24 protein-coding genes are annotated in these 25,053 nt (G+C 61.6%); 20 read left to right on the forward strand and 4 right to left on the reverse strand.

Annotated features, from left to right (window positions below; translation table 11 throughout):
- Nucleotides 1-168: 168 nt before the first annotated feature.
- A complete protein-coding gene (locus PspR32_RS04100) occupies nt 169-960 on the reverse strand; it encodes an IclR family transcriptional regulator (protein WP_036993879.1) in 792 nt (263 codons plus the stop codon).
- Nucleotides 961-1,133: 173 nt separating this feature from the next.
- Between PspR32_RS04100 and hmgA the strand changes: the two genes are divergently transcribed.
- From hmgA to PspR32_RS04120, 4 genes are read left to right on the forward strand one after another with little or no spacing between them, the layout of a single operon-like run.
- Nucleotides 1,134-2,435: a homogentisate 1,2-dioxygenase gene (gene hmgA, locus PspR32_RS04105; RefSeq protein ID WP_010223524.1), complete on the forward strand. Its 1,302-nt coding sequence runs from the start codon at nt 1,134-1,136 to the stop codon at nt 2,433-2,435.
- 3 nt (nt 2,436-2,438) lie between these two features.
- The gene (fahA, locus tag PspR32_RS04110) at nt 2,439-3,731 is read left to right on the forward strand and encodes a fumarylacetoacetase (protein WP_159388120.1); all 1,293 of its coding nucleotides are present in this window, start codon (nt 2,439-2,441) and stop codon (nt 3,729-3,731) included.
- 12 nt (nt 3,732-3,743) lie between these two features.
- The gene (maiA, locus tag PspR32_RS04115) at nt 3,744-4,370 is read left to right on the forward strand and encodes a maleylacetoacetate isomerase (RefSeq protein WP_010223522.1); all 627 of its coding nucleotides are present in this window, start codon (nt 3,744-3,746) and stop codon (nt 4,368-4,370) included.
- Nucleotides 4,371-4,418: 48 nt separating this feature from the next.
- A complete protein-coding gene (locus tag PspR32_RS04120; RefSeq protein WP_010223521.1) occupies nt 4,419-5,813 on the forward strand; it encodes an MFS transporter in 1,395 nt (464 codons plus the stop codon).
- Here PspR32_RS04120 and PspR32_RS04125 read toward each other — a convergent pair.
- Nucleotides 5,734-6,540 carry a SirB1 family protein gene (locus PspR32_RS04125; protein ID WP_159388121.1) on the reverse strand — a complete coding sequence of 269 codons (807 nt, stop codon included), beginning with the start codon at nt 6,538-6,540 and terminating at the stop codon, nt 5,734-5,736. The two genes, PspR32_RS04120 and PspR32_RS04125, sit on opposite strands and share 80 nt — an antisense overlap.
- Nucleotides 6,541-6,665: 125 nt before the next feature.
- On the opposite strand from PspR32_RS04125, the gene PspR32_RS04130 reads away from it, so the two are divergent.
- Entirely contained in the window at nt 6,666-7,685 is a 1,020-nt protein-coding gene (locus PspR32_RS04130; protein WP_010223519.1) for a Leu/Phe/Val dehydrogenase, read from the forward strand.
- Between the two features lie 6 nt (nt 7,686-7,691).
- Here PspR32_RS04130 and PspR32_RS04135 read toward each other — a convergent pair whose 3' ends face one another.
- Entirely contained in the window at nt 7,692-7,955 is a 264-nt protein-coding gene (locus PspR32_RS04135) for a YebG family protein (protein ID WP_010223518.1), read from the reverse strand.
- Nucleotides 7,956-8,181: 226 nt separating this feature from the next.
- Here PspR32_RS04135 and PspR32_RS04140 point away from each other — a divergent pair, with 226 nt between their 5' ends.
- From PspR32_RS04140 to PspR32_RS04185, 10 genes are all read left to right on the forward strand, one after another.
- A complete protein-coding gene (locus PspR32_RS04140) occupies nt 8,182-8,688 on the forward strand; it encodes a disulfide bond formation protein B (RefSeq protein WP_010223517.1) in 507 nt (168 codons plus the stop codon).
- 563 nt (nt 8,689-9,251) lie between these two features.
- Nucleotides 9,252-10,196 (forward strand): ubiquinol oxidase subunit II, encoded by a 945-nt coding sequence (cyoA, locus tag PspR32_RS04145; protein ID WP_010223516.1) that lies wholly within the window; start codon nt 9,252-9,254, stop codon nt 10,194-10,196.
- 3 nt (nt 10,197-10,199) lie between these two features.
- The gene (cyoB, locus tag PspR32_RS04150; protein ID WP_010223515.1) at nt 10,200-12,218 is read left to right on the forward strand and encodes a cytochrome o ubiquinol oxidase subunit I; all 2,019 of its coding nucleotides are present in this window, start codon (nt 10,200-10,202) and stop codon (nt 12,216-12,218) included.
- 3 nt (nt 12,219-12,221) lie between these two features.
- Nucleotides 12,222-12,851 carry a cytochrome o ubiquinol oxidase subunit III gene (locus PspR32_RS04155; RefSeq protein ID WP_026001353.1) on the forward strand — a complete coding sequence of 210 codons (630 nt, stop codon included), beginning with the start codon at nt 12,222-12,224 and terminating at the stop codon, nt 12,849-12,851.
- Nucleotides 12,852-13,184 (forward strand): cytochrome o ubiquinol oxidase subunit IV, encoded by a 333-nt coding sequence (cyoD, locus tag PspR32_RS04160; RefSeq protein WP_010223513.1) that lies wholly within the window; start codon nt 12,852-12,854, stop codon nt 13,182-13,184.
- An 11-nt stretch (nt 13,185-13,195) separates the two neighbouring features.
- The gene (gene cyoE, locus PspR32_RS04165) at nt 13,196-14,083 is read left to right on the forward strand and encodes a heme o synthase (protein WP_010223512.1); all 888 of its coding nucleotides are present in this window, start codon (nt 13,196-13,198) and stop codon (nt 14,081-14,083) included.
- A gap of 274 nt (nt 14,084-14,357) precedes the next feature.
- Nucleotides 14,358-15,353, forward strand: coding sequence for an isocyanide synthase family protein (locus tag PspR32_RS04170; RefSeq protein WP_010223511.1), 996 nt, complete (start codon nt 14,358-14,360; stop codon nt 15,351-15,353).
- On the forward strand, nt 15,353-16,057 hold the full coding sequence (locus PspR32_RS04175) for an HAD family hydrolase (protein WP_036993883.1): 705 nt from the start codon (nt 15,353-15,355) through the stop codon (nt 16,055-16,057). The genes PspR32_RS04170 and PspR32_RS04175 overlap by 1 nt, the downstream gene beginning before the upstream one ends.
- A 27-nt stretch (nt 16,058-16,084) precedes the next feature.
- Nucleotides 16,085-17,845, forward strand: coding sequence for an isocyanide synthase family protein (locus PspR32_RS04180; RefSeq protein WP_010223509.1), 1,761 nt, complete (start codon nt 16,085-16,087; stop codon nt 17,843-17,845).
- Nucleotides 17,846-17,954: 109 nt separating this feature from the next.
- Nucleotides 17,955-19,088, forward strand: coding sequence for a hypothetical protein (locus PspR32_RS04185; RefSeq protein WP_010223508.1), 1,134 nt, complete (start codon nt 17,955-17,957; stop codon nt 19,086-19,088).
- An 8-nt stretch (nt 19,089-19,096) separates the two neighbouring features.
- On the opposite strand, the gene PspR32_RS04190 is transcribed toward PspR32_RS04185, so the two are convergent.
- Nucleotides 19,097-21,283: a TonB-dependent siderophore receptor gene (locus PspR32_RS04190; RefSeq protein ID WP_232531799.1), complete on the reverse strand. Its 2,187-nt coding sequence runs from the start codon at nt 21,281-21,283 to the stop codon at nt 19,097-19,099.
- Between the two features lie 211 nt (nt 21,284-21,494).
- Between PspR32_RS04190 and alaC the strand changes: the two genes are divergently transcribed.
- From alaC to PspR32_RS04215, 5 genes are all read left to right on the forward strand, one after another.
- Complete coding sequence (alaC, locus tag PspR32_RS04195) at nt 21,495-22,715, forward strand: alanine transaminase (RefSeq protein WP_010223506.1); 1,221 nt, start codon at nt 21,495-21,497, stop codon at nt 22,713-22,715.
- Nucleotides 22,716-22,896: 181 nt separating this feature from the next.
- Nucleotides 22,897-23,271 (forward strand): YkgJ family cysteine cluster protein, encoded by a 375-nt coding sequence (locus PspR32_RS04200; protein WP_010223505.1) that lies wholly within the window; start codon nt 22,897-22,899, stop codon nt 23,269-23,271.
- A 54-nt stretch (nt 23,272-23,325) separates the two neighbouring features.
- Nucleotides 23,326-23,895, forward strand: coding sequence for a GNAT family N-acetyltransferase (locus tag PspR32_RS04205; RefSeq protein ID WP_159388122.1), 570 nt, complete (start codon nt 23,326-23,328; stop codon nt 23,893-23,895).
- 69 nt (nt 23,896-23,964) lie between these two features.
- Entirely contained in the window at nt 23,965-24,492 is a 528-nt protein-coding gene (locus tag PspR32_RS04210) for a hypothetical protein (RefSeq protein ID WP_145997583.1), read from the forward strand.
- The gene (locus PspR32_RS04215) at nt 24,492-25,043 is read left to right on the forward strand and encodes a hypothetical protein (RefSeq protein ID WP_036993889.1); all 552 of its coding nucleotides are present in this window, start codon (nt 24,492-24,494) and stop codon (nt 25,041-25,043) included. The genes PspR32_RS04210 and PspR32_RS04215 overlap by 1 nt, the downstream gene beginning before the upstream one ends.
- Nucleotides 25,044-25,053: the final 10 nt, after the last annotated feature.

The following is a 25,053-nucleotide window of genomic DNA, read 5'->3' on the forward strand; positions in this document are numbered from 1 at the left end:
CTGGCTTGGGGCTTTGCCTGCTGCTGTGTAAGTGCGTTCAGGATAAGCCGCTGATCGGTGAGGAAAAATAGCCGATTGTGACATTCACTGTTACAACTCTAGTAACAGTGCCCGGTGGTCAGATTAAGCGCTGGCTTGATGAAAGACTGTGATCGTGTGTAAACAAGTTTATCCCGCCGGCGCTTCCTCATACCCCATACGCCAACTGATCAGCTTCGCCGCAGCCAACAGCCGTTGTGCTGCCGGCCCCTGCTCGTCGGCATGGAAGATGGAGGTCGGGCCGACCACGGTCAGCACCGCGGCAATCTTGCCGACCGCGTTGAACACCGGCGCCGACAGTGCATCGACGCCCGGCATCAGCAGGCCATGGACATGGTGCAGGCCGCGCTGGCGGATCGTGGCGAACAAGGCTTCGTAGTCGCTGAAGCGGTGTCCAGAAGTGGCCAGCTCCTGCTCGCGCAGTTCGATGGTTTCACGCTCTGGCAGGTAGGCGCCGAACACCAGGCCCGTCGAGGAGGTGAGCAAGGGCAGTACCGAACCGATCTGGGTGACTACGGTGACCGCGCGTACCGCCGGCTCGATACTGACCACGGTTGCGCCCTGGTTGCCCCATACGGCAATGAAGCAGCTTTCGTTAAGCTCATCGCGCAGTTGCGACAGCGGCAGCGCCGCCTCTTTCAATACGTCCATCCCGCCCAGCGCGGCCAGGCCCACGCGCAAGGCTTCGCGGCCCAGGCCGTAGTGGTTGGTGGCCGGGTTCTGCTCGGCAAAACCGCTGGCAATCAGCGCCTGCAGGTAACGGTGGACCTTGCTCGCCGGCATGTCCACATGCTCGGCCAGGCGCGACAGCGAGGTGGACGGCGACAACTGCGCCAGGGCCTTGAGGATGTCGGTACCGACCTCGGCCGAGCGGACCTTCTGTTTGCCGGAGCTGTCGGCGGGGGAGCTGGCTTTGGCCATGGTGGAGTCGATCCGGGGAGTTCAGTGGGCGTCTTTATAGCTTGACGGTCTTCGTCAATCAAATTACGTTATGCGTAATGTAATTACGATAAAAATAACGCAGAAGCGCTGCCACCCCTTCAAGGCCTGCAGCCAACTGCCATTGACCGGCCTGCACTGGGCCCGGAGGCTCGATGAACCTCGATAACACCCCTGTCCTCGGCTACCAGAGCGGCTTCGGCAACGAATTCGCCAGCGAAGCCTTGCCTGGCGCCCTGCCTGTCGGGCAGAACTCGCCGCAAAAAGCCCCGTACGGCCTGTATGCCGAACTGTTTTCCGGTACCGCCTTCACCATGGCCCGCAGCGAGTTGCGCCGCACCTGGATGTACCGCATTCGCCCTTCGGCCCTGCACCCGCGCTTCGAGCGCCTGGAGCGTCAACTGGCCGGTGGTCCGCTGGGCTCGGTGACGCCCAATCGCCTGCGCTGGAGCCCACAGCCGATCCCGAGCGACGCGACCGACTTCATTGACGGTTGGGTGGCCATGGCGGCCAACTCGGCGGGTGAAAAACCGGCGGGCATCAGCATCTATACCTATTGCGCCAACCGCTCCATGGAACGGGTGTTCTTCAACGCCGACGGCGAATTGCTGCTGGTGCCGGAGCAGGGCCGCCTGCGCATCGTCACCGAGCTGGGCGTGCTGGACGTCGAGCCGCTGGAGATCGCGGTACTGCCCCGTGGCCTGAAGTTCCGCGTCGAACTGCTCGACGCCCAGGCCCGTGGTTATCTGGCCGAAAACCATGGTGCGCCGCTGCGCATCCCGGACCTGGGGCCGATCGGCAGCAACGGCCTGGCCAACCCGCGCGATTTTCTGGCGCCGGTGGCCCATTACGAAGAAATCGACGGCCCGGTGCAGTTGGTGCAGAAATTCCTCGGCGAGTTGTGGGGCTGCCAACTCAACCACTCGCCACTGGACGTGGTCGCCTGGCACGGCAACAACGTGCCGTACAAATATGACCTGCGCCGCTTCAACACCATTGGCACGGTCAGCTTCGACCACCCGGACCCTTCGATCTTCACCGTGCTGACCTCGCCGACCAGCGTGCCAGGCATGGCCAACCTCGACTTCGTGATTTTCCCGCCGCGCTGGATGGTGGCCGAGAACACCTTCCGTCCGCCGTGGTTCCACCGCAACCTGATGAACGAGTTCATGGGCCTGATCAAGGGCGAGTACGACGCCAAGGCCGAAGGCTTCCTGCCCGGCGGCGCTTCGCTGCACAGCTGCATGAGCGCCCATGGCCCGGATGCCGAGACCTGTAGCAAGGCCATTGCCGTGGAGCTTGCACCGAACAAGATCGACAACACCATGGCCTTCATGTTCGAGACCAGCCAGGTGCTGCGCCCGAGCCGTCATGCGCTCGAATGCCCGCAATTGCAGGCCGACTACGATAGTTGCTGGGCCTCGTTGCCGAGCACCTTTACCCCGAATCGGAGATAACCCATGAATCAGTCCGCCCTTGCCCGCAGTTGGGTCGAACACGCCAACGGCCACGGCGACTTCCCGCTGCAGAACCTGCCTCTGGGGATCTTCAGCCGCAAGGACCAGGCGCCGCGCTGTGGCGTGGCTATCGGTGATGCCATTCTCGACCTGGAAGCCGTGCTGGCTGCCGGTCTGTTCGACGGCCAGGCACGCGCTGCGGTTGAAGCCACCCGCGGCGGTGCGCTGAACGCTTTCTTCGCCCTCGGCCGTAATGCGCGTGTCGCCCTGCGTGAACGCCTGCTGGAGTTGCTCGGCGAGCACAGCGAGCACCAGGCCGCGCTCAAGCCGCTGTTGTATCCGGCCAGCGAGTGCCAACTGCACCTGCCGGCGCGTATCGGCGACTACACCGACTTCTATGTCGGCATCGAACACGCCAAGAATGTCGGCAAGCTGTTCCGCCCCGATAACCCGCTGCTGCCCAACTACAAGCACGTGCCGATCGGCTACCACGGCCGCGCGTCGACCATTCGCCCGTCCGGTACCGACGTGCGCCGGCCAAAAGGCCAGACCCTGCCCGCCGGCCAGAGCGAACCGAGCTTCGGCCCGTGCGCGCGCCTGGATTACGAGCTGGAGCTGGGCATCTGGATCGGCCAGGGCAACGACATGGGCGATTCGATCCCGGTCGCCGAAGCCGCTGAACACATCGCCGGCTTCTGCCTGCTCAACGACTGGTCGGCACGCGATATCCAGGCCTGGGAATACCAGCCGCTGGGCCCGTTCCTGTCCAAGAGCTTCATCTCGACCATTTCTCCGTGGGTGGTCACCGCCGAAGCTCTGGAACCGTTCCGCTGCGCCCAGCCGGCGCGCCCGGAAGGTGATCCGCAGCCATTGCCGTACCTGCTCGACAAGCGCGACCAGGCCAACGGCGCCTTCGATATCGAGCTGGAAGTGCTGCTGCTGACCGAGCGCATGCGCGAGCAGAAGCTGCCGGCCCATCGCCTGACCCTGAGCAACACCCTGAGCATGTACTGGACCGTGGCGCAGATGGTTGCCCACCACAGCGTCAACGGTTGCCAGCTGCAGCCGGGCGACCTGTTCGGTTCCGGCACCCTGTCCGGTGCCCAGCCGGGCCAGTTCGGCAGCCTGCTGGAAATCACCCAGGGCGGTAAGGAGCCGGTCGAACTGGCGTCGGGCGAGGTGCGCAAGTTCCTCGAAGACGGTGACGAGATCATCCTGCGCGCCCGTTGCAAGCGCGATGGCGTGGCCTCGATCGGCTTCGGTGAATGCCGCGGCAAGATCCTTGCGGCTCACTGAGAGGGCAGGGCCATGGAACTCTTTACCTACTACCGCTCGACCTCGTCCTACCGGGTGCGGATTGCCCTGGCGCTCAAGCAGCTGGAGGTCCGGCAACTGCCGGTCAACCTGCTCAAGGGCGAGCAGCGCGAGGCGCACTTCCTGGCCCTCAACCCGCAAGGGCGGGTGCCGGCGCTGAAGGTCGACTCCGGTGAGGTGCTGGTGCAGTCGCCAGCGATCATCGAATACCTGGAAGAGGTTTATCCACAGCCGGCGCTGCTGCCGCAAGATCCGCTTCGGCGGGCCCAGGCCCGTGGTGTTGCGGCGTTGATCGGCTGCGATATCCATCCGCTGCACAACGTCAGTGTGCTTAACCAGTTGCGTGGCCTGGGCCACGATGACGCCCAGGTCAACCAGTGGATCGGCCACTGGATCAGCCAGGGCCTGGCTGCTGTCGAGCAGTTGATCGGCGATGAAGGCTTCTGCTTTGGCGACGAGCCGGGGCTGGCTGACGTCTACCTGATTCCGCAACTGTATGCCGCCGAACGCTTCAACATCGACCTCAGTGGCTTCCCGCGCATTCGCCGGGTCGCCGCGCTGGCCGAGCAACATGCGGCGTTCGCCCAGGCTCATCCGTCGAGGCAGCCCGATACGCCATAAACCCCGCTGCCCGCACCTGATACCCATAACAATAAAAGGTACCTTGCGATGCACAATCAGATTGCCAGCTTTCGCACGGCGCTGGATGCCCGGCCCGTGTCGCGTTATCAGTGGTTATTGCTGTTGTTACTCGCCTTATTGCTGGTTACCGATGGTTATGATGCTCAGGTGCTGGGCTATGTGATTCCTTCTCTGGCCCAGGACTGGGGCCTGGAGAAGGCCGCATTCGGGCCGGTGTTCAGCGCCAACCTGCTGGGCCTGACCCTCGGTTCGCTGGCGGTGACGCCGCTGGCGGATCGTTTTGGCGTGCGTCGGGTGCTGCTGTGCTGTGTACTGCTGTACTCCAGCCTGACCGTGATGATGGTGTTCGCCAACTCCCTCAACAGCCTGATGCTGGCGCGCTTTGTGTGTGGCATCGGCATGGGCGGGGCAATGCCCAGTGCCATGGCGCTGATGTCCGAATATGCGCCGCCGCGCTTGCGTACCCTGATGGTCACGCTGGCCGCTTGCGGTTTCTCGCTGGGGGGCGCTGCGGGCGGTTTCGTCGCTGCCGGGTTTATCGACAGCTTCGGCTGGCAGGCGGTGTTCCTCGCCGGCGGTATTGCGCCGCTGCTGTTGTTTCCGTTCCTGGTCTTGTACCTGCCTGAATCCTTGCCCCGCTTGCTGCGTGATGCGCCGCCCTATGCGCGCCTGCTCAAGATCACGGCGAAGATGCTCCCGGGCTGGCAGCCGCCTGCAGCCAGTGCGCAGGCCATGGCAGACAACCAGAACAAGCTCACTGTCGTGGCGCTGTTTCGTGATGGCTACGCCAGGCCGACCCTGTTGATCTGGTCGACCTTCTTCGTCAGCCTGATCCTTTTGTATTTCATGATCAGTTGGCTGCCCTCGCTGCTGCTTGAAAGCGGTCTGGCCCTGAATCAGGCCAACCTGGTGACCTCGATGTTCCTGTTTGCCGGCACCCTGGGTGCGGTGTTCATGGCCTGGTTCGCCGACCGCCTCAAGCGCAAGGTGCGCCTGCTCAGTGCCGTGCTGCTGGCGGCGGCGGTGTTTACCGTGCTGGTCGGCCTGAACCACAGCAACCCGCGCTGGCTGGTGGTCTGCGTGTTCGCCGCCGGTTTCTGCATCATCGGCGGGCAACTGACGCTCAACGCCTTTACCAGCAACTTCTATCCAGCCCAGGTGCGCGCCACCGGCACGGGGTGGGCGCTGGGGGTAGGGCGCTTTGGTTCGATCCTCGGGCCGCTGTTCGGCAGCCTGCTGTTGGCCATGCACCTGCCGGTCGAGCAGATATTCTTCTTCTGCGCGATTCCGGCGGTGCTGGCAGCGTTGTTGATCATTCAGGTGCGCAGCCCGGCCGAGGCGGTCAATGCACCGATGGCGACGCCGGTGGCAAATGACTCAGGCGTTCCGTCAGGCGCAAGCGCTGGATTGGATCGTCACTGAGCAGCAGGGCGTGCTCCAGGTCGAAGCGTTCGGCCTGGGGGCATTCCAGGTGCTGATACAGGGTGGCGCGTGCCATGTAGTCGGCAGCCGTGCCCGGGCCCAACTGCAACACCCGTTCGGCATCCTTCAGGGCTTCGAGGTAGTCATCGTGGCTGGCGTGCAATTGGCGCAGGTTGCGTGACAGGCGCTGGAGCATCTGCATAGGGCTGGCGGTCAGCAGGTGGTCGGCGCTCAGGGCCAGTTGCGGGCCGAACTGACGGCCCAGCAGTTCGCGGCAATCGGCCGGGTACAGGCGCCGCCCGCCACAAGGATCGAGCAGGTGATCGGCGCCTGGCACCCGCAAGAGGAAATGCCCGGGGAAGTTCACGCCCTCAAGGGGGATCGACAGGCCACGGGCCAGTTCCAGGGTCAGCAGGGCCAGGGCCAATGGTTGACCGCGGCGACGCTGTATGACTTTGTCGAGCAGCGCCGACTGGGGCCGCAGGGGGTGGTACTCGTCCTGCTGGAAACCCAGGGCGTTGAGGCGGCGCAACAAGGGTTGGGCCAGTTCGCTGAGCGGCAGCATCGGCAGCCCGGCGCTGACCTCCTGCTGCAATGCCTGAACCTCGGCCAGGACCTGCGCCGGCACCACGCTCTCATCGTGCTCGGCAGCAATCCACAGTGCCGCTTCCAGCAAGGCGACCGGGTCACGTTCAAGGCAAGCCAGGCAGGCGCTACGTGGGTTCATGACAATCTCCGCTCAAGCTTCTGTTGTAGCGCTGGCGCGGCTTTTCGTCCAGTGGTCCGAGTGTTGTCATCAGGCGTGAAAGCGCGACCTATACTGGGATCAGCACCTCATCGAGGAGCCCGTTGATGTTCGCTCTCATGCAAAGCACCCGCACGCAGTCGCTGCACCTGTGCATCGATCCGCCGACCGGCCTCAAAGCAGTGGTCGCCATTCATAGCGAACACCTGGGCCCGGCCATGGGAGGTTGCCGCTACCTGGCTTACCCGGACGACGACAGCGCCATGATCGACGCCATCCGCCTGGCCCAGGGCATGAGTTACAAGGCTGCGCTGGCAGGGTTGCCGTTGGGCGGGGGCAAGGCGGTGATCATTCGCAACCCCCATGTGGAAAACCGTGCAGCTTTGTTCGAGGCGTTCGGGCGCTTTGTCGATACCCTGCAGGGGCGCTTCATTACGGCCGTGGACAGCGGCACCTCGACCCTGGACATGGACTGCATCGCCCAGACCACCCAGCATGTCACCAGCACCACCGCTGCCGGCGACCCCTCGCCGCATGCGGCCATGGGTGTGTTCGCCGGCATTCGCGCTACCTCGATGGCACGCCTGGGCAGCGATAACCTCGAAGGTTTGCGTATTGCCGTGCAGGGCCTGGGCAATGTCGGTTATGCGCTGGCTGAGCAGTTGCATGCAGCGGGTGCCGAGTTGCTGGTCAGTGATCATGACCCGGGGCGGGTGCAACTGGCCATTGAGCAGTTCAATGCCCGGCCGGTGGCCAACGAGATGTTGATCAGCACACCCTGCGACATCTTTGCCCCGTGCGGGATAGGGCCGGTGCTCACGGGGCAGAGCGTGATGCAGTTGCGCTGTGCGGCGGTGGCGGGGGCGGCCAACAACCAGTTGACCACCTTGCAGGTGGCCGATCAGCTGGAAAGCCGCGGCATCCTTTATGCCCCGGATTACGTGATCAATGCCGGCGGGTTGATCTACGTGGCGCTCAGGCACCGTGGCGAGGACCTGAGCACCATTACCGCGCACCTGGCGCGCATCCCCTTGCGCCTGACCGAGGTCTTCGCTCATGCCCAGGCCGAGAAGCGCTCGCCGGCGCGGGTGGCGCAGATGCTGGCCGAGCAGTTGATCTACAACTGAAGACGGTTACTCGGCGGTACTGTCGTTGAGCAACTCGGACAGGGCGTCGGGCTGGCTCTTGAAGGCCTTGGCGAACACATCACGGTTTTTCGCCATATAGATACCGGCATCCTCGACCTGCTGTTCGCTCAGCGAAGGCACGGCTTTCTTCAGGACCTCGGCCAACAGCTCGGCCAGCTCGAGCATCTTGTCGTGACGGTCTGCTTCGGCTTTATCCATGAACAAGCGCTCCAGGTCGCGGCTGCTGCGGTATACCACTTCGACGGCCATTCATCACCTCACATGCCTTTGGTAATCGATGTATTCGATACTGTTTATTTGTACAGTGTTAATGATAGGGTAATCCACAGGACTAAGATAGTGGCAAATCAGTATTCTGCTCTTCGCTTCTCTCCACGAGGGCCTGGCGCGGCACTTTTGCCGCTCTCTATGGTCTGCTTCAGCGTGTAGAATTGCGTATCGGCAGTCGAGCCATCCAGTCTACGAAGGAACAGCAATGAACGAGCAAACATCGCGCCTGAATCGGGAACGGCGCTTTCTGGTACTGCTGGGGGTGATCTGCCTGGCCCTGATCGGCGGGGCGCTTTACATGCAGATCGTGCTGGGCGAGGCGCCATGCCCGCTGTGCATCCTGCAACGCTATGCCTTGCTGCTGATCGCGCTGTTTGCCTTCATCGGTGCGGCCATGCCCGGCAAACGCAGCCTGACCGTGCTCGAAGGCCTGGTGGTGCTCAGCGCCATCGGCGGTATCGCCGCTGCCGGTAATCATGTGTACATTCTGGCCAATCCAGCGGTCAGTTGCGGCATCGATACCCTGCAACCGATCGTCGACGGCCTGCCGCTGGCGTCGGTGCTGCCACTGGTGTTCCAGGTCGATGGTTTCTGCTCCACGCCGTACCCGCCGGTCATGGGCCTGTCCCTGGCGCAATGGGCCCTGGCGGCCTTTATCCTGACCGCCGTTCTGGTGCCTCTGGGCATCTACCGCAACCGCCGCCAGGCTTAGACAAAAGTCATGTATTGACGCAAGTCCGTTGCGCAATGAGATTTGCAAAGTTTGTCGCACCAGACTTGATCCTGATCAAGTCTCGGCCCTTGTAAAACGGGCGTTCCAGGGGTATTGGAAGGGGTGCGACAAACTGTCGCGAAACTGATTTTTCAGGCGCTATTGTTACGTAATCGGTAAAGGACTGTTGCTCAATAAGTCATAGTCAACGATTGGTTACCTATCTACAATCGCCCCCAATTTCCGTTCGGCACCGCTTGCGAGTCGCAGGATTAAAGGAGCCCAGGCTCTTTTCGCTGACTCTGACGAGCATCGCCTGCGGCGATGCCGGGCTGACCCCCCTCCGTGATTTCCCGCACCAAATGGAATTGGTCTGAAGACAGGCCTGTTGCCTACTGAAGTCAAAACAATAAACACCGTAATACCCGGTTTATGCCGAGCCGCCGCAGCTGGCCTCAAGGCATGACCGTATTCGATCCCATAAATGCTGACGCTTGGCAGGACGAAGTGTTGGCGACCAAAACACAAATTGCATTGAAGCAAGCTGCTCTAGAGGTCGTGAGATGAGTAAAAAGCGTTACCCCAGACTGTTTGGCATTCTGCCCTTTTTAGGCATGCTTTTACTCAGTGGGTGCAACTGGACCCTGCTCGACCCGAAGGGCCAGGTCGGCATTGAGCAAAAGAACCTTATCCTGATCGCTACCGGCTTGATGTTGCTGGTGGTGATTCCTGTCATTTTCATGACCCTGGCGTTTGCCTGGAAGTATCGCGCTTCCAACAAGGCAGCCACCTACACCCCGGACTGGTCGCACTCGACCAAGATCGAAGTGGCGGTCTGGACCATCCCGGTGCTGATCATCATTGCCCTGGGTTACGTCACCTACAAGACCACCCATGAGCTGGACCCGTATCGTCCGCTGGTTTCCGACGTGAAGCCGGTGCAGATCGACGTGGTCGCCCTGGACTGGAAATGGCTGTTCATCTACCCGGAACAAGGCATCGCCACGGTCAACAAGATCGTCTTCCCGGCCAACACCCCGGTCAACTTCCGCGTGACCTCCGATTCGGTGATGAACTCCTTCTTCATCCCGGGCCTGGGCGGGCAGATCTACGCAATGGCTGGCATGACCACCAAACTGCACCTGATCGCCAACGAGAACGGTGAGTTCGACGGTATCTCCGCCAACTACAGCGGTGCTGGTTTCACCGGTATGAAGTTCAAGGCAACCGCCACCTCCCAGGCTGATTTCGAAGCATGGGTGAACGAAGTCAAGCAATCGCCTAAACAGCTGGATGCGGCTGAATACGCGGCATTGGCCAAAACGAGCGAAAACAATCCAGTCGCGCTGTACAGCGTGGCCTCGCCTGAGCAGTTCCAGTCCATCGTCGACAAGTACGAAGGCATGAACCGCGGTCGGCCGGTCCACGAAAAAGAGCAGAGCAAAGAAGCGGCCGGTACCGAAGGGATGGACGTGACTATGCATTCAGCTGCTGGGGCAGAGGAGTAAGAGATGTTCGGTAAACTAAGTCTGGATGCGATTCCGTATCACGAGCCGATAGTCATGGTGACACTTGCCATGATCGCGCTCGGCGGTATTGCGTTGATCGGTGCAATCACCTATTTCAAGAAATGGACCTACCTGTGGTCCGAGTGGCTGACTTCGGTCGACCACAAGAAAATCGGGGTGATGTACATCATCGTCGCGATGATCATGCTGCTGCGCGGCTTTGCCGACGCCATCATGATGCGCACGCAGCTGGCCATGGCCACCGGCGGTTCCGAGGGCTACCTGCCTCCCGAACACTATGACCAGATCTTCACCGCTCACGGTGTGATCATGATCATCTTCATGGCAATGCCATTCTTCACCGGCCTGATGAACCTGGCCCTGCCTCTGCAGATCGGTGCACGTGACGTTGCCTTCCCGTTCCTGAACTCCCTGAGCTTCTGGCTGCTGGTGTCCGGCGTCGTGCTGGTCAACGTCTCCCTGGGTGTTGGTGAGTTCGCCAAGACCGGCTGGGTCGCCTATCCACCGCTGGCGGGTATCCAGTACAGCCCTGGCGTGGGTGTCGACTACTACATCTGGGCGCTACAGCTATCGGGTCTGGGTACGACGCTAACGGGTGTCAACTTCCTCGCCACCGTGCTGAAAATGCGCGCTCCTGGCATGAAGCTGATGGACATGCCGATCTTCACCTGGACCTGCACCTGGGCCAACGTGCTGATCGTCGCTTCGTTCCCGATCCTGACCGCTGCACTGGCTCTGCTGACTGTTGACCGTTATCTGGACTTCCACATTTTCACCAACGAGCTTGGTGGGAACCCGATGATGTACGTCAACCTGTTCTGGGCCTGGGGTCACCCTGAGGTTTACATCCTGATCCTGCCGGCCTTCGGTGTGTTCTCGGAAGTCACCTCGACCTTCGCCGGCAAACGCCTGTTTGGCCACAAGTCGATGATCTACGCTTCGGGCGCGATCGCGGTACTGGGCTTTGCGGTATGGCTGCACCACTTCTTCACCATGGGTTCGGGCGCCAGCGTCAACACCTTCTTCGGTCTGGCGACCATGCTGATCTCGATTCCGACCGGGGTGAAGCTGTTCAACTGGCTGTTCACGATCTACCAGGGCCGTCTGCGCTTCACCGCACCGGTGCTGTGGACCCTGGGCTTCATGGTGACCTTCTCGATCGGTGGTATGACCGGCGTACTGCTGGCTGTTCCAGGTGCTGACTTCGTCCTGCACAACAGCCTGTTCGTAATCGCTCACTTCCACAACGTGATCATCGGTGGTGCGGTGTTCGGCTACATTGCCGGCTTCGCCTTCTGGTTCCCGAAAGCCTTCGGTTTCACCCTGAACGAGAAGTGGGGCAAAGCTGCCTTCTGGTTCTGGATCTCCGGTTTCTACGTGGCCTTCATGCCGCTGTACGCACTGGGCTTCATGGGTATGACCCGTCGTCTGAACCACTCCGACAACCCACTGTGGGAACCCTACCTGTACGTAGCCGTGTTCGGCGCCGTGCTGATCCTGTTCGGTATCGCTTGCCAGCTGATCCAGCTGTACGTCTCGATCCGCGACCGCAAGGACAACATGGACGTGACCGGCGACCCATGGGGCGGCCGTACCCTGGAATGGTCGACTTCGTCGCCACCGCCGTTCTACAACTTCGCCAGCATGCCTGAGAATGTCGATCTGGATGCATGGCACGAAACCAAGCAAGCCGGTAAGGCTTACAAGGTTCCAGCCAAGTACGAAGCGATCCACATGCCGAACAACACCTCTACCGGTGTGTTCATGGGTGCCTTGCTCACCGTATTCGGTTTCGCCTTCATCTGGCACATCTGGTGGCTGGTCGGCGCAAGCCTGATCGGTACCATCGCGGTCTTCGTCGCCCACGCTGCTCGTGACGACCAGGGCTACATGGTTCCAGCCGAGGAAGTGGCGCGCATCGAAGGTGAGCGCATGAAGTCCCTGGGCCTGGCTACCGGTACCCCGGTTGGCGCACGTGTCGAATCGTTTGAACGGGTTTAATCAATGTCCAGTCATGTAATTAACGCTGATACTCATGCTCATGGTCACGACCATGGGCATGACGACCACCACCACGACTCGGGCCAGATGACCGTATTCGGTTTCTGGTTGTACCTGATGACCGACTGCATCCTGTTTGCGTCGCTCTTCGCCACCTACGCGGTGCTGTCCGGCAGTTTTGCCGGCGGCCCGTCGGGTCACGACATTTTCCAGCTGGACTTTGTCGCGGTCGAAACCGCACTGCTGCTGTTCTCGAGTATCACCTTCGGCTTCGCCATGTTGCAGATGTTCAAAGGCAACAAGGGCGGCGTGCTGGGCTGGTTGGCTGTCACCTTCCTGTTCGGTGCCGGCTTCATCGCGATGGAAGTCTATGAGTTCCATCACCTGATCGCCGAGGGCTTCGGCCCGCAGCGCAGTGGCTTCCTGTCGGCGTTCTTCGCGCTGGTCGGTACCCACGGCCTGCACGTGACCGCAGGTCTGATCTGGATGGCGGTGATGATGTACCAGATCAACAAGCACGGTATCACCGGTACCGCCAAGACCCGCATGAGCTGCCTGAGCCTGTTCTGGCACTTCCTGGACGTGGTCTGGATCTGCGTGTTCACCGTCGTGTATCTGCTGGGGGTTCTGTAAATGGCTAACGCACATAACAGCCACGCCGAGGGCAACCACGGTAGCGTCAAGTCCTACGTGATCGGTTTCATCCTGTCGGTGATCCTGACGGCGATTCCGTTCGGCCTGGTGATGTTCCCGAGCATGCCGAAGGACATCACGATCATGATCGTGGTGGCCCTGGCGGTCATTCAGGTCGTGGTTCACCTGGTGTACTTCCTGCACATGGACCGTTCCGCCGAGCAGCGCTCCAACGTGTCGACCTTCCTGTTTACAGCGATGGTCATTGCACTGTTGGTCGGCCTGTCGCTGTGGATCATGTTCAGCATCCACACCAGCATGATGGCGAAGTGAGGTAAGACGACATGTCCGTTAAGCACTTTATCCAAATCACCAAACCGGGGATCATTTTCGGTAACGTGCTTTCTGTGGCAGGCGGTTTTTTCCTTGCCGCGCAAGGGCATGTCGACTTCATGCTGTTCCTGGCCACGGTGATTGGCACTTCGCTGGTGGTGGCGTCCGGTTGCGTGTTCAACAACTGCATCGACCGTGACATCGACATCAAGATGGAGCGCACCAAGAACCGTGCGATGGTCCAGGGCCAGATCTCGCTGAACGTCGCGCTGGCCTACGCCACCCTGCTTGGGGTGGCCGGCCTTGGCCTGCTGTATGTGCAGGCCAATGCCCTGGCGGCGCTGTTCGGCCTGATCGGCTTTGTCATCTACGTCGGCTTCTACAGCCTGTACCTCAAGCGCAAATCGGTGCACGGCACCCTGGTGGGCAGCCTGTCCGGTGCCATGCCTCCGGTGATCGGCTACTGCGCGGTGAGCAACAGCTTCGACCTGGCTGCACTGACCCTGCTGGTGATGTTCAGCCTGTGGCAGATGCCGCATTCCTACGCCATTGCGATCTTCCGCTTCAACGACTACCTGGCCGCATCGATTCCGGTGCTGCCGGTCAAGCGTGGGATCCTGGTGGCGAAGAAGCACATCCTCTGGTACATCGTGGCGTTCCTGGTCGCGACCCTGATGCTGACCCTGGGCGGCTACGCGGGCATGAGCTACATGGCCGTTGCCGCCGCCATGGGCATGTACTGGCTGTACATGGCCTGGACCGGCTACAAGGCAGTGGACGATCGCCTGTGGGCACGCAAGCTGTTCGTGTTCTCGATCTTCACCATCACTGCCCTGAGCGTGATGATGTCGCTGGACACCAAGGTGCCGACCGAGCTGTTGCTGACTTACGCGCACTGATTCATCCGCGTGTAACAAAAACGCCCCAGGCTGCAGAGCCTGGGGCGTTTTTGTTTGTGCCGGTGGGCTCATCGCGGGTCAAGCCCGCTCCCACAGGAATTGCATCAACCCTGTAGGAGCGGGCTTGTCCCGCGATCGATAGTGAACGCCACAACGACCGAATCTGCTGTTGACAAGTACCCGGGGTTTGCCGGATTTTAGCGCGGCGCGGGTAAGGAGTATCTGCGTATGGCCAGAGGATGCTGGCCGTGATTGACCACACAAGGGATTGTCCATGACCGAGCCAAACGCCGTTGCTCAACGGGCGTGCCTCGCGCTGCTGCGCGAACGCCATACCTCTGCGCACCTCGATACCGCCTTGCAGGTGCTCGACTGCCTGTTCCGCCGCCGCAGCCTGGCACCGGGCCAGGACGACGAGTTGTCGGCTGAAGTGCTCGAGCCGCATCTGGATAAAGTCCTCAGCGCGATCGAGGCCGGCCAGCGCATCGAAATGGTCCTGCCAGCCTTCCCGGGCAAGTCGCCGAACCGGCAGAAAACCCTCAGCCACCTACCGGACCTTGCCGAGCGTCACGCCATCGATGAACTGCAGCACCTGTGCGCTGAAATCCAGGCGCTGTATGCGCCGGGCGCGTTGATTCACATCTGTTCCGACGGCTACGTGTTTTCCGACCTGGTGCGTGTGCCCGATGCCCACGTCAAGGCTTACACCGACGAAATCCAGCGTTACGCCGAGCAGCATTATCCGCACAGCTTCGCCTTGTTCGATCTCAAGGATGCCTACCCGCAACTGGGCTGCCTGGACTCCATGCGCGAGGAGCTGATGATCGAGTATGGCCAGTCGCTGATCGCACTGGGTCAGCGCTTTCAGGATGAGCCACACATGATGCTGATGTACTGCGGCATTCACCGTTTTCTGTCCGAGGATTACTCGGGGCTTGCCGAGTTCGCCGGCATGAGCCTCAACGCCGTGAAGAAGATCGCCAAGCCGGCGTCGCAACGGGTGATCCAGCGCAGCGAAGCCTGGAGCGCGCTGTTGCAGGCGCGCTACCCACAGTGCCTGCGGTTGTCGATTCACCCGCAGTTGGCCGTGTCACAGAAGATCGGCATCCGCCTGGTGCCCACCAGCGACCTGTGGCGTACGCCCTGGCACTCGGTAGCGATCAAGCGCCGCGGGGTGGTGATGCTCGACAAGCGCAGCAATATCGACGAGCGCTACAGCCGCCTGGTGTTCCGCCAGGGCCGCCCCTGCCACTACGCCAGTGCGCAATGATGCTTCCAGCATTGACGGCAGATGCCGTGATTTTCGACCTCGACGGTACCTTGGTCGATACCTTGCCGGACATCGTCTGGTGCCTGAACCGGGTGCTGCAGGATCAGGGCTATCAGCCGCTGCCACGGGAGACCATCAGCGCCTATGTCGGCGGTGGAACCGGGGCGATGCTCGAGCGTGTCGCCGCGCGCCTGGGCATTGCCGATGACAAGGCCCTGCATACCCATTACATCGCCTGCTACCAGCAGCACCTGGTGCAGTTCTCGCGACCGTTCGAGGGCGTGCTGGAAATGCTCGAGGGCTGTCGCCAATTGCAATTGCCGATGGCCATCGTCACCAACAAGGCCCACGACATGGCGTTGCAGGTGGCTGGGCAGCTGTTCCCCTCAAACACCTTCGAAATCGTTCTTGGCCAGCGCCGTGGCCACCCGCTCAAACCCCAGCCGGATGCTGCCCTGGAAGCGGCCCGGCATCTGGCGGTGGAACCCTCCCGCTGCCTGTTCGTCGGCGATACCGTCATCGACCTGATGACCGCACGCGCAGCCGGCATGCACGCCGCTGGCGTGACCTGGGGCTACGGTCGGGCCTATGCCTTGCAAGCACAGACGGCGGACCTGTACTGCGATCAACCGGCAGACCTGCTGCATGCCGTGCAGCGGGCCAACCCAACCTGCGTGGCTGGCGCTATTGCCAGCCCGCTCTGATACACCACCTCTCAAGGAAGAAAGGTCATGCAACACAAGGACACCTGGATCAAGGCGGTCAGCGATGTGCTGGCAGGTTATCTGCTCAAGGACAACGACGATCGGTTCGACAGGGCAGGTCGGGCCAGCCTGGCCACCAGCCTTGCCCACTTCTACGATCAACAGGCGCCGGTACGCCTGGTGTTGCCGGGCTTCCCGTGCAAGTCGCCGAATGCCCGCGACCAGACGTTCGGTGTGCTGCCAGATTACGGCGAAGCCATGGCCATCGAGCGTCTGGACCAACTGGGCCAGGAGATCGCGGCGCTGTACGCGCCAGGTTGCGTGGTATCGATCCTGAGTGACGGCACGACCTTCAACGATATCGTCGGCGTGCCCGACGACGTGCGCAAAGCCTACAACCAGGCATTGCGCGAGTTGTGCACCACCCACACGATCAACTGGGTAAGCATGGAAGACCTGTTCCCCCAGGCCAGCAGCGCCGATGCCGTGCGCGCCACGCTGGTCAAGCAGGCCCGGCTGCCGTGGAAGAACGTCGAGGCGCTGATCGCGCAGAGTCGCCATGACGAGACCCTCAGTCATGCCCACGACAAGCTCTGCAGCCACCTCTACAACGACCTGCGTCTGTGCCGCGAAGCGGGGCAGAGCGAAGACGAGCACCTGCTGCAGATCGGCTACAAGGCCTATCAGATGATGTTCCGCGGGCAAGCGCTGAATGCCGCGGTCAATCGCTTCTTCCCGGACGACATTCGTCTGTCGGTGCATCAGTACGACAATGCCGGGCCGAAGTTCACCCTGGCCTTGGCTGATGGCCTGACACGGGTTTCCAGCCCCTGGCATGCGGTGCCGGTGCGTCATCTGGATGGCAGCCAAACGCTGCGCACCCGGGCTGAAGTGGATATCGACCGGCACCTGCTGGTGCAGTACCAGGGGCGCCCCTGGCTGTACCACGAAACCACCGGCGAGGCGCTGCAGGGCTTTGAATTCGAGCTCCAGAAGCGCCCGTTGTTCGGCTTGCTGGTACGCGCCCCCTTGGGCCTGGGCTTTGAGCGTTTCTCGACGCAATTGCTCGAAGCCTTGGTGGAAACCTTCGGTTTTGTCTGCCTGCGCGGCTGCACCTTCGAAGACCGCGACAGCTTCGCCCGCGATTGCGAACGTTTCGGCACCATCTACCAATGGGCCTTCGGCAAGGTGCATGTGGTCAAGCCGGCGGACAAGCCCGAGGGCGTGGTGCACTCGCTGGAGAAGACGCCACTGCACTGGGACCTGAACATGCTGCCGGCCAGCGATGCCCAGGTGCAGCGTGATCCGAAGTTCTGCGCGAGCAAGTTCATGCTCTATTGCAAGACCGCGCCGCAGCCGGGTGAAGGCCAGACCACCATCGTCGACAGCCGCAATGCCCTGCGCAAGGTCGGCAGCCAGGTAGCCCGACAATGGCAGGCCGTGGACATTACCTATTACACGCGCATGACCTACTTCGGTGGCTCGCCGCGTAGCTACAGCCTGGTGGACCTGCACCCGCGCACCGGTGAACGTATTTTGCGCTACCAGGAAGGCACCGAGTCGACCCTGCAGACCTTGAGCCAGGAAGTGCACGGGTTCGAGGCGCAAGCCCAGCAGGCTTTGCTCGAGCAGCTCAATGCGCTGGTCTATGACGAGGATTGCCTGATCGCCCATGAGTGGGTCGAGGGCGATCTGGTTCTGATCGACAACTACCAGACCCTGCATGGTCGCTTGCCGATGTCGCCGGCTTCGGCTTCGCGCGAGCTCTGGCGGGTTCAGGTCTACTGAGGCGCTGACCCTGACAGCGGGGTGCCCGCTGTCAGGGTTTCTTTCCGTCTGTCGGTGGCGCTCGGGCTGCAATAGCGTGTGCTGGTCCTCAACCTGACAGGATCATGACATGAGCATTTTGACCGTTTACTTTTGTGGCACCGGCTCTCATCGTTTCGACGACAAGAACCCCAACTTCTGGAATGGCGAGCTGGTTTCGACCCTGGCCTCCAACGACCAGGGCAAGGAGTATGCCCACTGGATTGCCGTCGACGGCCCAGGCAGTGGCAACCTGCAGGCCGATGAGTTGTTCGTGGAGCCAGGTGGCTACTACAACTGGAACCAGACCCTGTTTGGCAAAGGCTGGGAGGAAAATGTCCAGCATGCACTGCAGATCATCAAGGGCGAGAGCAACTGGCAGCGCACGGAACTGAGTGAGGAGGAGTATCAGCGCCTGAAAGCCGCTGGCGTCCCAATCCCCAACTCGACGGCAACGGCTTCCTGGTTCTGGCGCACCTACAACTACGGCAACCGCAAGATTACGCCGCAAATGCTCCAGGAGCAGATCATCAAGCAATTTCGCAAGGACGGCATCATCCCCACCCAGGTCAACCTGGTGGGGTGGAGCCGAGGCGGCGTCAGCTGTCACATGCTGGCCAATGCCCTGCTTGGCGATAGTGAGTTGAAGAAGCTTGCGGTGAATATTTTCGCCATCGATCCGGTACCAGGCATTGGCAACTTCGACCACCACCGGGTGCAACTGGGCGAAAACGTCAAGCAGTACGTTGGCTTCTTCTCCCGCGACGAACGCTCCAAAGGTTTCTCCTGCGTGATCCCCAAGACCCATGCCAGCACCCGTTGCCATGTCTACCCGATGCCCGGGCGCCATGCCACTCTGGTGGGCAATGCTGCAGCCGATGGTGCCGCCGGTGGCAAGGTGCTGGCCGAGCCGGGCCTGATCGTTCGCCATTTTGCTGAAGTGTGCCTGACCCGTTGGGGAGTGAAACTGCAGAAAATGCTCAACCTCGGCGAGCGCGACCTGCAGGCCTATCACCAGGTGCTCGCGCGCGACGACAGCAAGTACCAGGCAATGCGCACGCATTCCTACACCGTGCTGACCGAGTCGGAGAAGGGCGAGCGGGCTGTTTCGCTGGGCAGCCAGGGCGCTGGCTTCTCTGCGGTGAAGGGCGGCACCTTGATGCCGCCTGCCGGGTTGGCAGCGCCTATCACCTGGCAGGCATCTTCCTACCAGGAAATTCGCTGAGACATGGCTTAGAAATCGTAGCGAGCGCTGACACTCACGTTGCGTGGGTCGCCGTAGTAGTAGGAGTTATAGAAGCCGACGTTGGTGAAGTACTTCTTGTCGAACAGGTTGTTCAGGTTGACCTGGCCGCAGAGGCTGTCGGTGAACTGATACCGGGTCATCAGGTCGACCAGCCAGTAGGCTTCCTGGGTGTAGTCTTCCCGGCCGCGAACCGGGTTGTTCACCGCTTGCCATGACTTGCCCTGCCAGCGCGCGCCACCCCCAACGGTCATGCGCTCCAGCTCGCCGGGCAGCTTGTAGCTGGTGAACAGGCTGACCTGGTCCTCCGGTTCCCAGGTAGAGATCTTGTCGCCATCGTCATCGCGAATGACCTTGTGGGTATAACCGGCCTGCACCTGCCAGCCGCGGGCCAGTTCCCCGGAAATCTCCGCTTCGTAGCCTTTGGACTTGGCCTTGGTCGCCACATAGGGGCTCAGAACCTGTGACGGTTGCCCGCTGCGGTCCTGTTCGGCGCGGTTGTCTTCATGGATCTCGAAGTAGGCCAGGCTGGCATTGAGGCGCCCGTCGAACCATTCGCCCTTCAGACCGACTTCATAGTTGTCGCCCTCGTTGGGCTCCAGGGTCTTGCCAAAGCGATCCTGGCTGGACTGCGGGTTGAAAATGCTGGTGTAGCTGGCATAGACGGCGTAGGTCGGATTGAGATCGTAGACCACGCCCGCGTAAGGCACGGCGCGTCCGCTTTCCTTCTGATCGCTGTCGCCGGAGCGGGTGAAGTTGGCAAACCGGCTCCCGAGGATCAGTGCCAGATCATCAGTGGGCTTGAAACGCGCAGTGATGTAGCTGGCAGTCTGGCGGGTGGTCAGGTCGTCGGTGCGCGACAGCTTCCAGTCCGGTTCGGCAATGTTGCCGTTCCAGGTGTAGAAGTTGTCGACCCGGTTGTTGTAACCCGCCGCCGCGTCATAGGCCTTGGCATCGAACCTGGCCCGCGAATAGCTGGTGCCGACCACCAACTCGTGCTCGCGCCCGAACAGCTCGAAAGGGCCGGTGGCATAGAGCTCTGCGGTGTCGGTTTTGGTTTCGCCGGTGAACTTGCCCGAGTACAGGGCGCTGCCGCTGCCCGTGCGAGGGTTGGGGGCACCGCCGCTGAGAGAGCCGAGCCTTGCGTGGTAACCGTTGAGCTTGTGGCTCAGCTCGAACTTGGCGACCCAGTCGCTGGCAAAGTGCCGTTCCAGGCTGGCAAATGCGGTACGGGTGTATTGCTCCCAACGGCTCCACTGCGCCCCCGGATTGAACGAACGCGAAACCTTGTTCAGGTTGCCATCGCTGTTGAATATCGGGATGGCCGCCCAACTGGAGCCCCTGGGGTCGTTGTCCTGGTAGTCGGCGCCCAACGTCAGCAGGGTGTCGTCATCCAGGTCCATTTCGACAATGCCGTAGTAGACGCTGGTCTTGCGTTCATAGTGATCCTGGAACGAGTGTTTGTCCTGGAAGGCGGCCACGGCCCGAGCCCGCACGCTGGCGCTGTCGTTGAGTGCGCCAGAGACATCGAGCTCGCTGCGGTAGTTGTCCCAGGAGCCACCGCTGGCGCCGATATGGGCATTGAAGTCGGCGGTGGGTTTCTTGCGTACGAAGTTGATCGCTGCACCAGGTTTGCCGGCACCGGAAAGCAGGCCGTTGGCGCCCTTGATCACCTCGATGCGGTCGTAGATGGCAGTGTCGCTGAGGTTGTTGCCGGCGGCGTTGACGCCGTTATCCAGGGTGGGAATGCCGTCGTACTGGTAGTTCTGGATCGAATAGCCACGGGAATAGTAGGTGGTGCGCTCGCTGTCCAGTCTCGATACCGTGATGCCCGGTGTATGGCGCATCACCTCGTCGATGGCGTTGAGATTGAAGTCATCCATGAACTGGCGGGTGACCACCGAGATCGACTGCGGAGTCTGCTTGGGGGTCAACACCAGGCGGGTGGCAGTGGCGATGGTGCCCGGGGTGTAACTGCCGTTGCCTTCGGTGATGGTCCCCAGCTGGTTACTGATGACCTGGGTTTCGCCAAGTTCCCACACATGATGGTGATGAACGTCGACAGGTTCAGTGTCGTCTTCTGGCGTGGCTGCGTGCAGCCCGGCACTGGCGGCACATAGCGCGATGGCAAGAAGTGTCGGTGTGAACGGGAGGTGCTGGGGGAGGGGGGGAAGCATTGCAGTTCCTTTGAATGCTGGCTAATTAATAAATGTGATACAAATGATTCTCATTATGGTGTCAGGACTGTAATGCAAAAGAAAGGCTTGGCGAGGTATTTTTCTGCAGTTACTGGACACCCGGCGGGCAAAGGCTCTATGGTTTGCCTCGGCCACCGCAGTGGCCAACGTCGCTCGGACGGTTCCGGGCGCTTACGTCTTCGAGGAAGCCATGGCTGACCAAGGTTCGCCGCGCCGCTTTGCGCGCATTGATCGTCTCCCCCCCTACGTCTTCAACATCACTGCCGAGCTCAAGATGGCCGCGCGCCGTCGTGGCGAGGACATCATCGACCTGAGCATGGGCAACCCCGACGGCGCCACGCCGCCGCACATCGTCGAGAAACTGGTGCAGGTCGCCCAGCGTGAAGACACCCACGGCTACTCGACTTCCCGCGGTATCCCACGCCTGCGCCGGGCGATCTCGCGCTGGTACAAGGACCGCTACGAGGTCGAGATCGACCCGGAAAGCGAAGCCATCGTCACCATCGGCTCCAAGGAAGGCCTGGCGCACCTGATGCTCGCCACCCTTGACCATGGCGACACCGTGCTGGTGCCCAACCCCAGCTACCCGATTCACATCTACGGGGCGGTGATAGCCGGTGCCCAGGTGCGTTCGGTGCCGTTGATTCCGGGGGTGGATTTCTTCAACGAGCTGGAGCGGGCAATCCGCGAAACCATCCCGAAACCGAAGATGATGATCCTTGGCTTTCCCTCCAACCCGACCGCGCAGTGCGTCGAGCTGGACTTCTTCGAACGGGTGGTGGCCCTGGCCAAGCAGTACGACGTGCTGGTGATCCACGACCTGGCCTACGCCGACATCGTCTACGACGGCTGGAAAGCACCGTCGATCATGCAGGTGCCGGGGGCCAAGGACATTGCCGTGGAGTTCTTCACCCTGTCCAAGAGCTACAACATGGCCGGCTGGCGGATCGGCTTCATGGTCGGCAACCCCGAGCTGGTCAGCGCCCTGGCACGCATCAAGAGCTACCACGACTACGGCACCTTCACCCCGCTGCAGGTCGCGGCCATTGCCGCGCTGGAAGGCGATCAGCAGTGTGTGCTCGATATCGCCGAGCAGTATCGCCAGCGTCGCAACGTGCTGGTCAAGGGCCTGCACGAGTTGGGCTGGATGGTCGAGAACCCCAAGGCGTCGATGTACGTCTGGGCGAAAATCCCCGAAGAGTACGCGCACCTGGGGTCGCTGGAGTTTTCCAAGAAGCTGCTGGCCGAGGCCAAGGTCTGCGTGTCGCCGGGCATCGGCTTTGGTGATTATGGCGACGACCATGTGCGCTTTGCCCTGATCGAGAACCAGGACCGCATCCGTCAGGCGGTGCGCGGCATCCGGCAGATGTTCAGGGCTGATGGTGTGGGCAGCAAGCCGGCCCAGAAATAAGCGTACAGGCCATCGCGGGTCAATCCCGCTCCTACAGTGGGAGCGGGATTGCCGCAGCGAAACAACCGTCCGTCAGCGGCGATTTATTTCTGCAATACCCCCCTTCTCAAACATCCGGCAAAGCATAGAATGGCGGCGGGTTTCTCCCTATAACGATAATCAACCTCCCCCCCTTCTGATCATGTCCGAACATAATCCTTGTTTGAACTGCGGCGCCTGCTGCGGGTATTTCCGTGTGTCTTTCTTCTGGGGTGAGTGCACGTCGGCGGGTGGTGTCGTGCCCGACGATCTGGTGGTCCAGATCAGCCCCAGCCGCGTGGCGATGATCGGCACCGACAGCAAGCCCTGTCGCTGCATCGGGCTCGAAGGCGAGATCGGCAAAGGTGTGAGCTGCACCTTGTATGAACAACGCTCCAGCCCGTGCCGGGAGTTCGACGCGGCCTGGGTCAATGGCGAAGCCAACCCCAGCTGCGATGCGGCCCGCGCCGCCTATGGGCTGCCACCGCTCGAGGCCAACGAACCGATCTGGCCGGACGAGGGCGCTGAAGTCGCCTGAGGCGCGGCTTGAGGGGTACACTGGCGGGTTCATGAATCGGACAGGAGGTCCCGCGTGACCCGCATGTACAGTTTTCCCGCTGACCTGTGCCTGGAAAGCCCGCGCTTGCAACTGCGCCCGATGGTGCTCGAGGATGCCGACGCATGGTTTGCCATCATGGCCGACCCGCAGGTCATGCGTTACTGGCACCACCGTCCCTGGCAAGCGCTGACCGAGGCACGGGCGGCATTGGCCGAAGACCGCGCCGCCTATGCCGCTGGGCAGATGCTGAAGCTGGGCATCTACCGGCGCGACAACAGCGAACTGATCGGCATGAGCCAATTGTTCAATCTGGAGCCCACTTCGCGCCGCGGGGAAATCGGCTACTGCCTGGCCAGTGCTGCCCAAGGCCGTGGTTTCATGGACGAGGCGCTGACCTGTTTCATTGACTACCTGGCTCACGGCCTGCACTTGCGGCGCCTGGAGGCCGAAATCGACCCGCGCAACCACGGCTCGGCACGCACCCTGGAGCGTCAGGGGTTTGTGCTCGAAGGGTTGCTGCGCCAGCGCTGGTGTGTCGCCGGTGAGCTGTCGGACTCGGGGCTATACGGGCTGCTGCTCGATCAGGCGCCAATGGAAGGTTGAATACTCAAGCGCGGCAGCGCAGTCTGCGCTATTGTCGCGCGCTCTTTGACCAGCCAAATGGATTTACTGGTGCCCCTGAACTACCTGACCCTCAGCCTCGCCTGCTACCTGACCTGCCTGTTCCTTGAGGCTTGTGCCCGTGAGCACGATGTGATGCGTGGCATGCACGCCCTGGCCCTGGGGGTCTTGGGCGGCTCCTTCTGGTATGCCAATCCGCTGTATTTCGCCGCCCTGGTGATGCACCGCAAACAACCACGGGTGGCCCTGTACCTGGGGTGCGCTGCGCTGTTGCTCAGTGGCTCGATGGTGCCGCTGGGCTGGTTCGACTTGACCCCGGTACCCGATTCGCCCAACGGTCCGGGGCTGCTGATCGGCTACTACGTGTGGTTGCTGGCGATGGCGCTGTTCATCCTTGGCCAGTGGCGCTACCGCCAGGAACCTGCGGGTAGCAGCAGGGTACCGCTGCTGGGCTGGCCGGGCTGGGTGCTGGTCGCTGGCATCGTAGTCAGTGTGCCGCTGGCATTCACGCCCTGGAGTAAAGTGCCGTTTCGGTCGGTCCCCGAGCAGGTACCGTGCATTGAGTGCGGAGGCAACTGATGGCCCGTTTCTACGTTGCAATCACCCTGGCGTTGTACCTGTTGAGCCTGTGCTTCAAAGCCATCTACCTGTCGGCTGACGGCTCTCTGCATGCTTTGCAGGTGCTGCTGCTCGGGCCTTGGGGCATTGTCATGCAGATCTACGGCTGGTTTGCCAACCCGTTGCTGGGGCTGGCGATCCTGATGCACCGGCGTTGGCGCTGGCTGGCCCTGGTGCTTGGCCTTGGCGCGCTGTACCTGGCACTCAGCGCGCTGCAAGTCGAGCGTCTGCCAGACAATCACAGCTACAGTTTTCTCGACGTCACAGGCTTCGGCCCCGGTTATTACGTCTGGCTGCTATCGATCGGCTTCTTCTGCGTAGCGCAGGCCTGGTGGTGCCGACAGGGGGTCAAAGGCGCGCAGATGCCGGGTTGGCACTGGCTTGATGGCGGCCTGGCAATCGTGCTCAACATTGCCATCGTCTACGCGATCCAGACGCCTAGCCTGCACTTTCAGCTAAAGAAAGTGATCGAGCCACCGACGCCGGTCCAGATCGACAAGGGCGCCATCTAGCATGCCGACC

This window comes from Pseudomonas sp. R32 (assembly GCF_009866705.1).
GTDB lineage: Bacteria > Pseudomonadota > Gammaproteobacteria > Pseudomonadales > Pseudomonadaceae > Aquipseudomonas > Aquipseudomonas donghuensis.

What these genes read in the sequence shown, in the direction of transcription:
- PspR32_RS04155 (WP_026001353.1), top strand. Translation starts at nt 12,222, where the DNA reads ATGTCCAGTCATGTAATTAACGCTGATACTCATGCTCATGGTCACGAC.
- fahA (WP_159388120.1), top strand. Translation starts at nt 2,439, where the DNA reads ATGAATCAGTCCGCCCTTGCCCGCAGTTGGGTCGAACACGCCAACGGC.
- PspR32_RS04140 (WP_010223517.1), top strand. Translation starts at nt 8,182, where the DNA reads ATGAACGAGCAAACATCGCGCCTGAATCGGGAACGGCGCTTTCTGGTA.
- PspR32_RS04180 (WP_010223509.1), top strand. Translation starts at nt 16,085, where the DNA reads ATGCAACACAAGGACACCTGGATCAAGGCGGTCAGCGATGTGCTGGCA.
- PspR32_RS04100 (WP_036993879.1), bottom strand. Translation starts at nt 960, where the DNA reads ATGGCCAAAGCCAGCTCCCCCGCCGACAGCTCCGGCAAACAGAAGGTC.
- PspR32_RS04185 (WP_010223508.1), top strand. Translation starts at nt 17,955, where the DNA reads ATGAGCATTTTGACCGTTTACTTTTGTGGCACCGGCTCTCATCGTTTC.
- PspR32_RS04175 (WP_036993883.1), top strand. Translation starts at nt 15,353, where the DNA reads ATGCTTCCAGCATTGACGGCAGATGCCGTGATTTTCGACCTCGACGGT.
- maiA (WP_010223522.1), top strand. Translation starts at nt 3,744, where the DNA reads ATGGAACTCTTTACCTACTACCGCTCGACCTCGTCCTACCGGGTGCGG.
- PspR32_RS04215 (WP_036993889.1), top strand. Translation starts at nt 24,492, where the DNA reads ATGGCCCGTTTCTACGTTGCAATCACCCTGGCGTTGTACCTGTTGAGC.
- PspR32_RS04130 (WP_010223519.1), top strand. Translation starts at nt 6,666, where the DNA reads ATGTTCGCTCTCATGCAAAGCACCCGCACGCAGTCGCTGCACCTGTGC.
- PspR32_RS04200 (WP_010223505.1), top strand. Translation starts at nt 22,897, where the DNA reads ATGTCCGAACATAATCCTTGTTTGAACTGCGGCGCCTGCTGCGGGTAT.
- cyoE (WP_010223512.1), top strand. Translation starts at nt 13,196, where the DNA reads ATGTCCGTTAAGCACTTTATCCAAATCACCAAACCGGGGATCATTTTC.
- PspR32_RS04190 (WP_232531799.1), bottom strand. Translation starts at nt 21,283, where the DNA reads ATGCTTCCCCCCCTCCCCCAGCACCTCCCGTTCACACCGACACTTCTT.
- cyoA (WP_010223516.1), top strand. Translation starts at nt 9,252, where the DNA reads ATGAGTAAAAAGCGTTACCCCAGACTGTTTGGCATTCTGCCCTTTTTA.
- cyoD (WP_010223513.1), top strand. Translation starts at nt 12,852, where the DNA reads ATGGCTAACGCACATAACAGCCACGCCGAGGGCAACCACGGTAGCGTC.
- hmgA (WP_010223524.1), top strand. Translation starts at nt 1,134, where the DNA reads ATGAACCTCGATAACACCCCTGTCCTCGGCTACCAGAGCGGCTTCGGC.
- PspR32_RS04120 (WP_010223521.1), top strand. Translation starts at nt 4,419, where the DNA reads ATGCACAATCAGATTGCCAGCTTTCGCACGGCGCTGGATGCCCGGCCC.
- alaC (WP_010223506.1), top strand. Translation starts at nt 21,495, where the DNA reads ATGGCTGACCAAGGTTCGCCGCGCCGCTTTGCGCGCATTGATCGTCTC.
- PspR32_RS04125 (WP_159388121.1), bottom strand. Translation starts at nt 6,540, where the DNA reads ATGAACCCACGTAGCGCCTGCCTGGCTTGCCTTGAACGTGACCCGGTC.
- cyoB (WP_010223515.1), top strand. Translation starts at nt 10,200, where the DNA reads ATGTTCGGTAAACTAAGTCTGGATGCGATTCCGTATCACGAGCCGATA.
- PspR32_RS04170 (WP_010223511.1), top strand. Translation starts at nt 14,358, where the DNA reads ATGACCGAGCCAAACGCCGTTGCTCAACGGGCGTGCCTCGCGCTGCTG.
- PspR32_RS04135 (WP_010223518.1), bottom strand. Translation starts at nt 7,955, where the DNA reads ATGGCCGTCGAAGTGGTATACCGCAGCAGCCGCGACCTGGAGCGCTTG.